Annotated in this window: 12 protein-coding genes; 1 reads left to right on the forward strand and 11 read right to left on the reverse strand. The window is 49.0% G+C overall.

What is annotated here, in order from left to right:
* Positions 1-22: 22 nt before the first annotated feature.
* The 5 genes from FN808_RS12315 to FN808_RS12335 all read right to left on the reverse strand — a co-directional run bounded on the left by FN808_RS12315 (position 23) and on the right by FN808_RS12335 (position 5,470).
* The gene (locus FN808_RS12315; RefSeq protein ID WP_142714900.1) at positions 23-1,468 is read right to left on the reverse strand and encodes a phage tail sheath family protein; all 1,446 of its coding nucleotides are present in this window, start codon (positions 1,466-1,468) and stop codon (positions 23-25) included.
* A gap of 12 nt (positions 1,469-1,480) precedes the next feature.
* Positions 1,481-3,256 carry a phage tail sheath family protein gene (locus FN808_RS12320; protein WP_221930037.1) on the reverse strand — a complete coding sequence of 592 codons (1,776 nt, stop codon included), beginning with the start codon at positions 3,254-3,256 and terminating at the stop codon, positions 1,481-1,483.
* Positions 3,257-3,273: 17 nt separating this feature from the next.
* Positions 3,274-4,398 (reverse strand): hypothetical protein, encoded by a 1,125-nt coding sequence (locus FN808_RS12325; RefSeq protein ID WP_142714901.1) that lies wholly within the window; start codon positions 4,396-4,398, stop codon positions 3,274-3,276.
* Positions 4,395-5,003: a Pvc16 family protein gene (locus tag FN808_RS12330; RefSeq protein ID WP_142714902.1), complete on the reverse strand. Its 609-nt coding sequence runs from the start codon at positions 5,001-5,003 to the stop codon at positions 4,395-4,397. The genes FN808_RS12325 and FN808_RS12330 overlap by 4 nt, the downstream gene beginning before the upstream one ends.
* A gap of 89 nt (positions 5,004-5,092) precedes the next feature.
* Positions 5,093-5,470: a helix-turn-helix transcriptional regulator gene (locus FN808_RS12335; protein WP_142714903.1), complete on the reverse strand. Its 378-nt coding sequence runs from the start codon at positions 5,468-5,470 to the stop codon at positions 5,093-5,095.
* A 351-nt stretch (positions 5,471-5,821) separates the two neighbouring features.
* Here FN808_RS12335 and FN808_RS12340 point away from each other — a divergent pair, with 351 nt between their 5' ends.
* Complete coding sequence (locus FN808_RS12340; protein ID WP_142714904.1) at positions 5,822-6,487, forward strand: C40 family peptidase; 666 nt, start codon at positions 5,822-5,824, stop codon at positions 6,485-6,487.
* Positions 6,488-6,676: 189 nt separating this feature from the next.
* Here the strand turns inward: FN808_RS12340 and ggt are convergent, their stop codons facing one another.
* The 6 genes from ggt to FN808_RS12370 form a co-directional block, all read right to left on the reverse strand.
* Positions 6,677-8,515: a gamma-glutamyltransferase gene (gene ggt / locus FN808_RS12345; protein WP_185958382.1), complete on the reverse strand. Its 1,839-nt coding sequence runs from the start codon at positions 8,513-8,515 to the stop codon at positions 6,677-6,679.
* Between the two features lie 113 nt (positions 8,516-8,628).
* Positions 8,629-8,817, reverse strand: a complete 189-nt coding sequence (locus tag FN808_RS12350) for a hypothetical protein (RefSeq protein WP_142714906.1) — start codon at positions 8,815-8,817, stop codon at positions 8,629-8,631.
* A gap of 264 nt (positions 8,818-9,081) precedes the next feature.
* Positions 9,082-11,202, reverse strand: coding sequence for a DUF5916 domain-containing protein (locus tag FN808_RS12355; protein ID WP_142714907.1), 2,121 nt, complete (start codon positions 11,200-11,202; stop codon positions 9,082-9,084).
* Between the two features lie 210 nt (positions 11,203-11,412).
* Entirely contained in the window at positions 11,413-12,297 is an 885-nt protein-coding gene (locus FN808_RS12360) for a LytTR family DNA-binding domain-containing protein (RefSeq protein ID WP_142714908.1), read from the reverse strand.
* Positions 12,298-12,330: 33 nt separating this feature from the next.
* Entirely contained in the window at positions 12,331-12,552 is a 222-nt protein-coding gene (locus FN808_RS12365; protein ID WP_142714909.1) for a hypothetical protein, read from the reverse strand.
* 286 nt (positions 12,553-12,838) lie between these two features.
* Entirely contained in the window at positions 12,839-13,645 is an 807-nt protein-coding gene (locus FN808_RS12370) for an MBL fold metallo-hydrolase (protein ID WP_142714910.1), read from the reverse strand.
* Positions 13,646-13,828 lie beyond the last annotated feature (183 nt).

Raw genomic sequence — 13,828 nt, forward strand, 5'->3', positions numbered from 1 at the left:
GTGATCTGTGTTTTTTAATTGATTAGGATTCCTGAAGCTTGTGCATAAAGCGGATGATGATGAATTCGGCCGGTCGCACGGCGGCCATGCCGATCTCTACAATCAACCGTCCTTCCAAAATATCCTGAGAGGTCATCGTCTCGCCCAGTCCCACCTTTACATAAAAAGCTTGTTCCGCAGTGGCACCTGCCAGGGCGCCATCGCGCCACAGGTCGGTCAGGAAGTTTTCAATCATGGCCCGAACCCGAACCCAGGTATTGGCATCGTTGGGTTCAAACACCACGAACTCAGTAGCTTTTTTGACAGATTCCTCCACATAAATGAACAGCCTGCGCACCGGTACATACCGCCACTCGTTGTCATTACCGGCCAGCGTCCGGGCGCCCCATACCAGCGTTCCCTTGCCGGTAAAAGACCGGATCGCATTGATCGACTTGCCGGAAGTGGGATCCACATTCAGTGTGTTCTGCCTCTCGTTAGTAATTTTTACGGTGGGCTGGATAACAGAATTTACACTTACGTTGGCCGGGGCCTTCCACACGCCGCGGTTCCGGTCCACCCGAGCATACACTCCGGCCACCGCTCCGGATGGAGGCAGGGTGATGTAGGATTTCTTGATCTCGGCCTCCAGCGAACGGTAGATATTCGGGTTGCTGCTTTCGATAGATGCCAGGCTTGGCCCCGATGTGAGGTCAAGAGCATCTCCGGGCAGCGAGACAGAACTCGGAAGATTTATATTGTGCGATATTGTCGAATTCGATGCATCAAAGGCATAATTAAGGGACGTTTCCAGGTAAGGGTGATATGCTGCACCATATTTCAGAAACGACATCCCAACCGCATCCCGGAAGTCTTCAACCGCGCTGGAGGTTCCGTTATCGTACGTATCGCTGATCGTAAACCGATCCTGCAGGTTGTTGCACTGGGCAAGCGCTGCCCTGACCACTTCCCCGTAATCGGTTGTAGAGCCCAGGTTCACCGCATCCGGAAACACAATCAGGGTGGGTTCATCCATCCTCTCCAGGGCTTTGATCCCGCCCAGCAGTCCGTCCATCGGATCGGCCGAACCTTTGCTGACGGAGCCTCCCGAAGTCGCCTCCCCGACCGAGACGATATAACAAGGACCGCCCCCGTTATTAAAATAAAACTGAAGGCTGTAATAGAGGATAAAATCCGAAGGCGAAGCCGGGGAAGCGCTGAACTTCCGCGATACGAGCTCGGCATCGCTGTTGTATTCATCCTCGATTGTCAGGTTAAACGTTTCGGGCACCGGCCCGCCAAATTTCTCCCTGTAGTCCAGAAGCGAAGTAACTCTGGTCGGTACAAAATGCAGGGCAGTACTGTCCCCGTCCTTTTCCGCCTTCTCGGTATAGCCGATAAAAGCGGGAACGGCGGTTTCCACACCGGCTACGGAAGCCGGCAGGGTCGAGATCTCTTCAATAAATACACCAGGGGTCTTGTAATTCATATTGGTTGGATTTTAGGCTTCTTGGAGCTTGTGTGAAAATTTGAGTATGATGAATTCGGCCGGCCGTACAGCGGCAAGGCCCACCTCGATAATCATGCGCCCCTCCAGGATGTCCACGGAGCTCATGGTCTGTCCGAGCCCCACCTTTACAAAAAAGGCCTCTTCCGGGGTGGCGCCTGCCAGGGCGCCGTCGCGCCAGAGCCCCGTCAGAAAATTCTCTATCATGGACTTGGTCTTCGACCAGGTGTTGGCGTTGTTGGGTTCAAATATGACCGGTTCGGTGGCTTTCTGTATGGATTCCTCAATAAAAATAAACAGCCTGCGGACCGGTACGTATCGCCATTCATTGTCATTGCCGGCCAGTGTCCGGGCGCCCCACACGATGGTCCCTTTCTGCTGAAACTTCCGGATGACGTTGATCGACTTTCCGGTATCCGCATCCACATTCAGAGAAGCCTGCTCATCGTCCGTGAGCAGTTTTGTGGGTTCCTCCACCAGGTTAAGACTTACGTTGGCCGGGGCTTTCCATACACCGCGTTCCCGGTCTACCCGTGCGCAGACGCCCGCTATCGCTCCGGAGGGATAAAGGGTCACCAGCTGCTTGTCGAGCTCGGCCTTTATCAGACTGTACAACGTGCGGTCAATATTACTCTGCCCGCCCGTCAGGGTAGGCCCCGAAAGCGAGGCGGCTTTGCCGGTTCCCCCGTCGATATATTCCAGCGTTATGGCATTGCCGCTGTTACCCGCCGATGCGGCTTCAAGGTCTACCTGATCGCTGCCTGCGGTCCGGGATGCTGTTATCCCAACACCGGCGCTATTGATTGCAGATTCCAGGTTGCTGGCAGTACCTGCGGCTGAGGCCCCCGCTTCAACTTCTCTCGGTTCAGAGGCGGTGCCGACGATCTTAAACTCAATTCCGTTGAGAAGAAAGGAATCACCGACAATCTTGGCATTGTCATCGATGGTTATGGAACCCGTTGCTTTTTCACCTGTTTTAGAGCCGTCAATCAGCTCGTTTAACGTATTACCATGGAAAAAGCCGCTACTTGCACCCCCGCGGTTGTCGGTAATGCTTACGTCCGAATCTTCATAAAAAAACGAGATCGTCGATTCCAGGGAGGGATAATAGGCCGATCCGTATTTCAGGTAGCTGGTACCTACATCGTCTCTGAAGTTACTGCCGTCATCAACGGGGCTTTCCGCAGGATCGGTGAACGCCTCCAGGATGGCAAACCGGTCTTGCAGCTTGTTACACTGGCTGAGCATGGCGTTGTTGATCTTTTTCCTGCCATTGGCATCCAGCCAGATAGCTTCCGGGGCAGTCAACAACGTGATTTCATCCTCTTCCTCGCAGGCGGCGAGTCCTGAAATAAGCTCAGATTCTGAAATATTGCTCGGAATGGGATCCGTCTCGATATAGGTACCAACCGAGATGATATAGCAGGGACCACCCCCATTGGCAAAATACATCTGTACCTGGTAGTAAAGCCGGTAGGGCGAAAGCCCGGGAGGATCGGCTTCAACAGCAACCGTCGGATTTGTTTCTCCGGAAGACGGATCCCCGACCGTAACGGCATAGTCCTCGGGAAAAGGTCCCCCGAATATCGTTTCGAACTCCATGAGTGATGTTATCCGCACGGGGGTATTCGGATCAAGTGTCTCACCATCACGCACCATCTTGCTGGTGTATCCCACAAAAGCCGGAACGGCCGTTGCGACCGGGGCGACCGATGCAGGGAGTTTGGATATTTCCTCAATATATACGCCGGGTGTTTTATAGTCTGCCATGGGATCTAGAATTTATATTAAATGAATACGTAAATTTCGCTTTCCAGGGTACCTCCCCGATTTTTAACCACGCCCCGATGTGACGGATTGGGAAGATTACCGATTAAAACATCTCCCGGATCTTTCTCCAGCTGTATGGAGGTCTTCGGAATTTCATAAAAAGGAATGGGATCATCGGATTTAAAGATGACGGTTTCCAACCCGTTAATCTGTACGCCGGGATGCGGGGCGGCCCCTTCTCTGGTAAAATTGGTTGCCCCGTAGTCGGGCGAACCAAGATCATTGATCGTGAGGGTTTCGGTGGAAAACCGAACTTTTTTATTCTTGTTCACAATGAAATACTTCCAGATCGTCTCTTTCCTTGAAAATCGCAGTTCATATTCCTCGGTATCAGCGTACAAAAGATTGGTGACCGAATCGTAGGTAATATCAACAATGCCCAACACATCCTGCGACGCCAGCTCATCGTGTACGTAGAAGACCTCTTCTTTCAGTGTGGTATCATCTTCGGTATTACGAATAGTCACGACATAACGGCCGGCCGGATTGTTCCCGAGATCGATCTGACGGATGTATCTCCCATCATCGTTTTTTGAAAGTGTAAGTGTTGTGGGCAACGGGTCACCATCAGCCGTCTGACCTATAGAGACCAGATTACCGGCAGCATCGCTCACCCTTATCAATACTTCTCCGGGGGCACCTCCAAGACTAAATTCATACATAAACAGGCTATTTCTGATCCCCGCCAGCAGTTCATGGGAAATTTCTTCAGGATTCTCAGGGTCGGTTGAAGCCGCAGAGGGGTCGTTTGTAAAATAGAGGATATCAGAAGCCGTATACGTTCTCGCAGGCCTTTCATCGAGATCGGTAATATTGAGAAACTCCGCCCTGTCATTCGCTTTCAGGCTGAACGTGAGCGTGAGGTCATCCGGAAGAGAAACCACAGGACTCACTTCATCCCCTGCAGCCCGGTACAGCACAGTAATACCGAAGGGAATAGCTTTGAACAACATATTTCCGCCCCGCAGAAGCCGCCGGGTATTGCGGGTGGGCTGCAGCGTCAATCCACGGAACCGTTCATTTTGATAATAGGTATGAGCCAGCCGCAGATTGAAGAGACGGTTGTAATTTATACTAATCATTGTTTCCCGTGACTGTCGATTCCAATCTTTTCTATAGGCAGGTTTGAATCTGTAATAGCTTCTTCCTGAATGCGCAAGAGGCGAACCCGGTACAAAACCGAAGGCAGGTATTTGGTTCCCACCACCGTCCAGAAATTATAAAGCTGTTCAAATGAATAGGAATAAAGCTCAACTATCAATTTCTGGATTGCCGGATCGAACTCAGCCAGCGCCGGAGAGTTGTCAATGGTGAATACATTTTTCGCCTGGAAAAACGAGATGGCGTAGGATAACTGCTTCAGTCCCTCCACATAATCGTCGGATTCCTGTCCGGTAGTATCCTGAAAATTGGCCGAAATAAGGATATATAAATTCAGCTTGATATCCGGATTCTGATTATGGGCAATGCCATCCCCATTTATTGCGGTTGTCTTTTGATCCTTTAAAACACGCTCCTCTTCAATATTAATAAGAGATAATCCCAATGAGCTGTCCGGTATCACTACTCCGTCTTTTTCTGTTGCCACACTGGTCAGAAACACCCGGTCTATATCAGGGGTGCCCGTTTTTAATTGTAAATACTCATTCAATTGTTGGGTAAGAAAAGAAAGCGATGAATGAATCATGCAGTGTACCCTTATGACTGAATCTTCAGTTTCCCCTTGCTACTTTTGAACGCAAAAAGGAAGACTAAATAAAAAATTGCAGAGTAACACTACCGAATTTTACTACCAAATTTTTCCATCTTCTCTTCGAAGCGGTCTTCGTTCATCGCCTCTAATTTGCTGGGGCAACAACCGAGATGATAGTTGACAAATTTATTCAAAGCTTTTTCATCGGGCAGGCTGTGACGGCGGGCGATCTCAAAATTTGAATACTGGCCGGCCTTCAGCAACTTGTATATGCTTTGCAGGCGAACGGAAACCAGCATCCTGCACGGGCGCACCGCGTAATGCCTCAAAAACCTGCGTGAAAACTTCTTGGGGTTTTGATATCCCATCAGATCAGCCCACTCAACCACTTGAGCAACCTGTCGAAGATTCGCATTCAATCTCTCAACGGATTCAGAAATGTGTAATGACTCAGCACTCATGATTTTTCCCTGACTTATTACTTTATATTACTTCCCTATGGGATCATATTTCCATGTCATGATCCAACATGTGCTGAACGAAACCATCGCCTTGGTGGATTGGAAAGGAAGCGTTCCCCGGTTTTCGCTCAATTTTAAAAGATAATCCCTACGTATATCTTATTTTATAATAACAATAAACAAACAAAACTTATAACTTTATACAAATTTCATCTATCATAATAAGGATAAACAGCCCTCAAGCAGGGGGAGCATGAACCAAGCAAAGCCCCTGCAGGCTGTAATTGTACCATAAAATCACAGGAGCCTTAAACGGCTGTTCCTGTTCAATCTCAACCTGATCCAGTCACTATGAATAATCTACTCAAAATTGCCACCGGCGAGCTCGGCGTGACCGAAATAGGGGGCGAGACCCATAATGAACGCATTCTTCAATATGCTGAAGATATTGGTCTCTCATGGATCAACGATGATGAGACTCCCTGGTGCAGTATTTTCATGAATTGGGTAGCTCTCAAGGCCGGAGTCAAACAATCCGAATCAGCAGCTGCACGATCCTGGCTGAATGTGGGCTTTTCCGTTCAAAAACCGGAACCGGGAGATATTGCGGTGTACTGGCGCGGGAATCCGGAATCTCACAAGGGACACGTAGGGATTTTCCTTGGATTTTCAAGTGATCATGATCGCATTTATACCCTGGGCGGCAACCAGAATAACTCGGTTTCTATTTCTGCCTATCCCAGGGAGCGGCTGCTGGATTTTCGCAGGCTCCCCAACCAGGAAGAAATATCCCTGCCGGACCGGGAACTGAAACGGGGCGATATAGGACAAGCCGTCGTCGCGATGCAGGATGCCTTGAAAATAGCCGGATTTGATATTGGCACATCCGACGGTATTTATGGTCCCAAGACGGAGGGCGGTGTTAAACAGCTGCAAGCCACCAATTTTGAGCTGGAAATATCCGGTCAGTTTGATGCGGCAACCCGCAAGTACCTGATGGAGCTTCTCAACACCTGATTGCACGTTAGTCAAATGAACCTTGCAGAGCCCGGCAGAAATGTTTGCCGTGCCTACAGAGAAAAGTTATACGGAACCGTTTTCGGACGCAACTAACAAGATATGCCGGCCAGCAGCTGACCTACGCAACAGCAGATTGATGCCGCCATAACAGCCTTTTCGCTTCATCCGGGCTGCCCTGTGGTCATTTCAAAATCCCCTGACCTCTCCATCGTGACGGGGATCGGCAACACCGATCAGCCTCCCGTTTTCACTGGATACCAGGTATAGCCGTGCATATCCTTCGGAAAGAGCCTGAAGGTCGTATCCCATCCGGCGCACCTCGGCCAATACATCAGGGGCAAACCCCTTCTCTATCTGTACCTCCGGGCTCGAAGAAGCTGGAAATATCCGGGGCATCTCCACCGCATCGAGCGGATCCAGGTTGTATTCAACGACATACAGGATATTTTGAAGGATAGCCGTGGGAATGCGCCCTCCGCCCGGAGCACCGATCACCAGTCTGACCTGCTCGTTTTCATCCAGGATGATGGTGGGTGAAATAGTAGAGGCACGGATCCTGTAGGGATGACTCGACCGCCATTCTTCCTTACTTTCCAGGTGAGAGAAATTAAATCCGGAGTTGTTCAGCATAAAACCGTTCACCCACGCGCCGGATCCGAAAACATGACTCAGGGTAGTGGTCAGGGAAACCGCATTTCCCCGGGGATCCACCACGGATATGTGGGTCGTTTCGCCCGTCCCCCCGGCTTCATCGTATCCCAAGGTACCAGGGCCTGCCGACGCAAGCGGAACCGAATGCTGATCCCGGGCTTTCCTTGATTCAGCTTCATCACCCACGATTGGATATCCGACCATCGGGCTTTTCAGTGACAGGGATTTTCCGGGCCGGCCGGACGTCACCTCTTCCCGGACCGAGCCCGTTCCCACAAGCTTCCGGCGTTCGGATGCATACGGTTCAGAGATCAGCCCATCCACAGGTATTTCTTCCCAGTTGGGATCCGACACATAGGCTCTTCGGTCTGCAGAGCTCAACCGCATGGTAGAACTGATGATATCAAAGGCTTCAGCTGATTCGGTGGGCAGCCCTTTCCGAGCCAGATCAAAAGATTCCAGTATATTCAAAGCCTGAATGATGTAGAACCCCGTTTGGGGGAGCGGCGCAGAAATAACATCATAGTCCTTATAATTACCACGCAGGGGTCGCTTATCCCACTGCGGCTCATATTCGGCAAGATCTTTCAAAGTAGCCGGATTACCTGCCTCATTCAGCACTTCCACAATATCATCAGCATTCTGTCCTTCATAAAAAGCTGCTGCCCCCCTGTCAGAAATATTCTGCAGTGTCCGGGCCAGCTCGGGCTGCCTCAGCATTTCGCCTACATCAAGGGGTTCCCCGTCGGGATAGAAGATCTTCCGGGCTCCTTCATACCGGTTCAGTTTCTCCTCGCTGTTCCGAATGAACTGGGCAAGCGTCAAATAGACCGGGAAGCCCTCCCTGGCATAGTTGATCGCCGGCTTCATGACCTCTTTGCGGCTCATGGTCCCATGGCGCTCCAGTGCCTGCAGCAGCCCATCAACCGTACCAGGGATCCCCGTAGACAAAAGATTGAACGCCCCCTTTTCATACTGCTCATAATCCAACCCCTTATACGATTCGCCCCTCTTGGCGGTGTAAAAGTCAACGTAATCTGCCTGTTTTTGCTCCTGCTTCCATATCAGCATGCCCCCACCTCCGCCAATACCCGACATATTCGGTTCCACTACATTCAGCGCAAAAGCTGTGGCAACCGCGGCATCCACGGCATTTCCGCCTTTTTCAAGCATCTCAAGTCCGGCCTCACTGGCCAGGGGATGAGCTGAACTCACCATCGCCTGTTCCGCCACCAGGCGTTTTCCCCGATCTGAGTGGCTACTGCGAAGATCCCTACCGGATGGCTCTGGCGAACAGCCCAAAAACAAAAACACAAGCAGTACCGCGTAGTACCTAATTGTTTTGGGATTGAACAGTGATGTCAACAGTTTCATAGACTTATGGTTTTCCTTCATTTGATCATCCGCGGCTATAAACACCCAATTCTAATTACCATATTCTCCAAGAGACAATATTCAAATTTTCAGACAAGATTATAAATTTTCATTCATGTTCTACCCCAGGCGCTGTATTCACCTCGCTCTATTGCTATTTCAGGCCAATCATTATTTTTGCCGCTGTTAATGGAAGAAACAGACTCAAATCGGTAATCGGCGGGAACTGACGATACATCGACCACAGCAGCCTCCCAGTCGCCCAGCGCTGCACGAACTAAAGCCGTGCCTGATAAAGGCATAGTACAGATGTTGGTTATCAATGTATTGAACGATCTTCGCCACTTCTGAAAAATGTTGCACCACTCTTTCAAAATGTATGCTGTCATCCTGCTGTTCACCGCCGTCCATTGTGGCTTGGCAGGTATTTTCGTCGAGAAACCGGTTGGGATAGCCGGCGTACAGATAGGCCCAAACAACATTCTCGCTGCTGTGAAAGTGATCACCGAAAATCCCATCCATACTATCAATTCCGCTCTCTGACCCAATGGATACGCTGGGCATCCTTAGTAGCGAAAGGTATAGCTGAACTTCGCCCGCACGGAATGGATCCCTGTAAAATCACCGTTTCGAATCCGTTCCAGTGGTGAGGAATTCCGCCCGTGTTTATAGACTAAAAAAAGGTCTGCCCCATCAACAATATTAAACCGCAACCGGGCAAAGGAGGAAAAGATGCGGGTGAGCTTGCTATACTGGGCCAAGCCGGAAACCGCCATACGCGAAACAGGTTTAAAATCCAGCCTGCCGCGAATCAGCAGGCTTTTGTAATGCTGACTCCGCTTTTGAAAACGTATGTTATAATATTCCAGTTCACCGCTCAACTCAATATTGGAGTTTATCGTCCACTCCGGGGAAAAGCTGCCGGCAATTCCCCTTCCGTCAAAATAGGAACCCACTGAAGTGGTAGTGTTAAATCGAAAGGCTCGGCCCTGGCCGGATGAAAGCGTTAAAAATAGTTCCCCAAACCGGTAGCCTCCGGCAGGAATATCAGCCGCAGGTGACAACGGGTAGCCCTCATACAGTTTTTCGGTCTGCCGCTTGAGGCCAAACTGTAATGAAAAACCCGATTTAAAGGAAATATAATTTTTCAGTCCTATAGAGGAGCTCTCGATTTCATTGCCGGTATTCTTTGTGTATACAAAGGCATCCGCAATCAGCTGGATTTTTTGAAAAACCGACGACTCCGGTGCTACCCAGCCATAGGCCATGCGGTCACCGTACCTGGTAAAATCCCAGCGATCCAAAAAACCCAGACCCGGGCTGTAGTCCCGCCCTACCCTGTTAACCGAGAAGGTGTAGAAGAACCCTACCCGGGAGCGACGCTGCACCGACAACAGCAGATTAGTATTGTTAAGCCATCCCCTGGCGTATGATTTGCCTGAGGGATCACTTAAAGTATGTGCATAGCGCCCCGTAAAAAATATATCCCGCGGGACCTCCCATACCGCATCGGCCCCATAGGCAATATTATAAGTACCATCCCGTGCTATCCGAGATGTCGATATCATCCCCACATATGAAGACGTAGATTCATCAAGTTTTTTTCGAATCCTGAGTACTCCGAAATTTTCACTCTCCAACCCGTATTTCGGGGCCGACTGCATGGTTAACAGTCCCACATCCCATCCATTTGAACGGCCGGTCAATCGGAATCCGCCATAGAGCGGCACCTGCCGGCCATCATTTGTCAAGCCGATACGGCGGCTGTAAAAAAGCCTCGTGGGTCCGCCGGTGTTGAATGAGAACAACCCGGCGCGCTCCTGGAAAAAAGCTCGTTTTTCATCCCGGTATATGGCAAAGCGGCTGAGATTCACCTGATGATCGTCACCCTCCACCTGAGCGAAATCCGTGTTTACCGTGGCATCCAGCGTGAAATTTGATGACCACCTGTATTTCACATCTCCCCCGGCATCCAGTAAAACACGACGAATGGGGGGACCGTCCCCGACGGTTTTCCGGCCATAACCGCCCAGCAGGTAGGGAGAAATAAACAACGGAGTTGAGGCTTTTTCCTGAAAAAAACTGAAATCGGCGGCCCGGGATGGCTTGAAATAACTGTTTATCCCATAGTCATTTTTTATACGTGGATAAGTGTCAAACTGGTTGTTCGCTGCCGTGTATTTCCAGGCCGACAATCCAATCGTTACGCTGTCCTGTTCCTGCTGGTACTGCAGACTGCTGAATGGAATTCGTATTTCAAACGACCAGGATCCGTCTTCATGATGTACCCCTACCGACCAAAAAGCATCCCAGTTGAAATTTTTCGGAGATTCCGCATCGTCAGATATGGCAAGGTCGGTTTTATTTCCTGATGGAGAGGTAATAAAAACATAAGCATTTTCTTCATCGTTGTATCCATCTATTAGAACGGCAAACAGATCGGAACTGTAATCCAGGTCATCGCGCGACAACTGCCTGCTGCCCAATCCTTCGGAAACCGAAAAATGGCCGGCTATATAAAGGGCCTTCTCACTGCTCAAAACAGTAAGCTGTGATTCCCCGCCAGGAATACGTCCATAAACCGGCTGGCTCATGGTCAGCGGCAATATCCGGCCCTGTTCCCAGGCGGGATCTTTCAGCTGTCCGTCTAAAATAATGCGGCTTTCCGTTCTCGGAATTACCGTCACGGGGACATTTCCAGAAACGGTTGCTGCTGATGAAAAAATTACAAAGAAGGAGAAAATTATATATTTAGGATTGGGTAGGAACATAATTCCGGCTGTTTGGTTCGTTATTTGGTCTGCCCAAACCTACTGCAGGCCGGATTGGCACCAAAGATAGTTGTGCCAGAACTCAACAATCAGGGATGAAATGCAAGGGTTTGTGATGACATACAATCACTTGTTGTTCATCACAGCATCAAATTTAGAGATGTAGCTTCGCGAAACACTTAGCAGCCCGTCGTAACCATCGATGGTAAGCTGGTATCCCTGCGCATTACCCTCCACTCCTGTTATATAGTCGCAATTAACAAGATAGGAGCGGTGTATGCGCTGGATATTGTCATAGGGCTGAAGCTGCTTTTCCACATTCTTGAGGGTATTGCGTTTAATATGCTTTGTGGTTTCTCCATTCTCTTCCCGCAGATATATCTCCACATAGTTACCGTCCACCCGGGCAAAGATAAAGTTGGCCAGATTGAAACTGATTTCTTCATTTTCGCTCGGTGCACGGAGGGTCACCGGTACTGCACGTGGAGGTTCCAGGGAATCATTAATCTGTTGAACCATCATATTCCAGTCGGCTGTCTTCTGTGTTTTGGAAATTACCTGGTAGGCAAAATTAAAAAGGGTCAGCAAGCTAACCGCCAGAAGCCCGAATAAATAGCTGTGAATAATTTCTTCCAGCAGGTATCCGAAAGACAGGTTAAAAGGATTGATATACATAAACTGGCGAAGCAGAAAATTTGAAATGCCAATAAGCAGCAATATTATTGCCCAAATACTCAACTCTCGCAATAATGTCCACTGGTCTTCATTTGCGAAGGTCGGGAAAAATTTTAGAGATAACGTCATTACTCCCAGGAATACCAGGCTATCCACTATTCCAAACAGCAATACAATCAACGGATAGGCGAACCGGTGTTCCTCGTAATTAATGTTGAAAGGGGTAAACAGCAACATGAACAGAGGGATAATCACGGCCAGGGCTGCAGCAATTTTAACAATCCTGGCAATCGTGTTGTAATAAAATGGATATGGGTAATTTAATCGTAATCTCATTCAGTTAACAATACCAGGTAAAGGCTGGAAGGTTCAGTTGATTAGACGTTTTTCAGTATGTTGCTCCAGGCCCCCCTGTGTATCTCTCCACTGAAAAACCTGTGAATAAAGACCGAGATATTGCAGATCCAGTTGCCCGAAGCCCGAAGATCTCATATCCATCTGAAGCTGGGGGATCTGCAGGCCGGTAGCTGTTACAGCTACAATAAAGTTCAACAGTATAGAAACAAGGGCCGTGATTTTATTGAGATCCATTTTGTTATTCAATCCTTTGGTTCAATTATCAGCTGATATAATAATTAATATTTAACCTCTTTTTCATCACCTGATAACCAAATAGTTGTCACTTCATAGCATTGTGAAACGCAGGTTTATATCTATAATCTGTCGGACTTTACAAGAAGGGATTTCCCCAACCATCTGATGGTCCATACCAGGATCCCCGCTGAAAACCCGGGCCATACCAGTGATTACCATCAGGGTGGTATTCTTTTCCATGATGGAATTTTTCATTTTAGCTTTTGATAAAAATTATCAGGCTTTATTGAATAGCGGCGAGATACCGTTCCGCAGAATTCTGTACTGCTTTTTTGCCCCCCTTCATGATATTCCGGTCCCACCAGGCTCCGTATATACGTTCGTAGTTCAGAGGATCTATCGTTGCAGTGATTTCTTCAACCGTTTCTCCATTAAGAGGAATATGATTTGGATAACTGTACATAAAGCTTACATGCCTACGGTCGGGCACAACCTGCAGGATATCACCGGATAGAAGTGCCCCCTTCCCCCCGCTGCCATATGCCCAGTGGAGAACGGTGCCCCCCGCAAAATGCCCCCCCGTATTATAAAGGGTCAATCCATCATACAATTGCTTTGAGGATCCCTCCCAGTACGTGATATTCTCATGAGGACGCTGAACCCACTCCCGGTCTCTTAGATGAAGGTAGACTGGAATGTCGCCAAATGCCCGGCTCCATTCCACCATGGCAGAATAATAATGGGGATGGGAAATGGCGATGGCATCGACTCCTCCAAGCCCCGTAATAAGATCAACAGTGGCATCGTCGATCAGACTGATGCAATCCCAAAGCAGATTTCCCTGAGGCGATTTCACCAGCAAGGCCCGCTGACCAATGCCAAATTCCGGCGTTGTCCCGATGCCATAGAGGCCGGACTCCTTTTTCTGAAAAACAATCTTATGGTTTTTCCTCAGTTTTTTCAACGTTGTCCACTGCTGTCCATCCGGATCCACATATTGACGTTCATCTTCGCAAATGGGACAATGATCCGGCGGTGTAGCGGATTCCCTAAATTGCGTGCCGCAGGTAGTACAAATATAATTCTCCATCATTATTCTCTTACGTCTTGCTTGTCTAAAGCTTTGTCACGTGAGTTCTAATGTTCCTCTTTTGCTTTTTTGATATTAGTTCTATTAAGGGTCTTATGAAGTTAAGCTCTCAAAGGGGGTCCTCTCGGAGCTTATCCAGTAAGACGTTATATAAGTTTTTATTTCGATGATTAAAACGGAATT

It is taken from the genome of Fodinibius sediminis (assembly GCF_900182555.1).
In the GTDB taxonomy this organism is placed as follows: domain Bacteria; phylum Bacteroidota; class Rhodothermia; order Balneolales; family Balneolaceae; genus Fodinibius; species Fodinibius sediminis.

Excerpts from the sequence above, each read along its gene's own strand:
- FN808_RS12370 (WP_142714910.1), bottom strand. The coding sequence starts at position 13,645 with ATGGAGAATTATATTTGTACTACCTGCGGCACGCAATTTAGGGAATCC.
- FN808_RS12325 (WP_142714901.1), bottom strand. The coding sequence starts at position 4,398 with ATGATTAGTATAAATTACAACCGTCTCTTCAATCTGCGGCTGGCTCAT.
- FN808_RS12360 (WP_142714908.1), bottom strand. The coding sequence starts at position 12,297 with ATGAGATTACGATTAAATTACCCATATCCATTTTATTACAACACGATT.
- FN808_RS12320 (WP_221930037.1), bottom strand. The coding sequence starts at position 3,256 with ATGGCAGACTATAAAACACCCGGCGTATATATTGAGGAAATATCCAAA.
- FN808_RS12335 (WP_142714903.1), bottom strand. The coding sequence starts at position 5,470 with ATGAGTGCTGAGTCATTACACATTTCTGAATCCGTTGAGAGATTGAAT.
- FN808_RS12350 (WP_142714906.1), bottom strand. The coding sequence starts at position 8,817 with ATGCCTTTATCAGGCACGGCTTTAGTTCGTGCAGCGCTGGGCGACTGG.
- FN808_RS12315 (WP_142714900.1), bottom strand. The coding sequence starts at position 1,468 with ATGAATTACAAGACCCCTGGTGTATTTATTGAAGAGATCTCGACCCTG.
- FN808_RS12365 (WP_142714909.1), bottom strand. The coding sequence starts at position 12,552 with ATGGATCTCAATAAAATCACGGCCCTTGTTTCTATACTGTTGAACTTT.
- FN808_RS12330 (WP_142714902.1), bottom strand. The coding sequence starts at position 5,003 with ATGATTCATTCATCGCTTTCTTTTCTTACCCAACAATTGAATGAGTAT.
- ggt (WP_185958382.1), bottom strand. The coding sequence starts at position 8,515 with ATGAAACTGTTGACATCACTGTTCAATCCCAAAACAATTAGGTACTAC.
- FN808_RS12340 (WP_142714904.1), top strand. The coding sequence starts at position 5,822 with ATGAATAATCTACTCAAAATTGCCACCGGCGAGCTCGGCGTGACCGAA.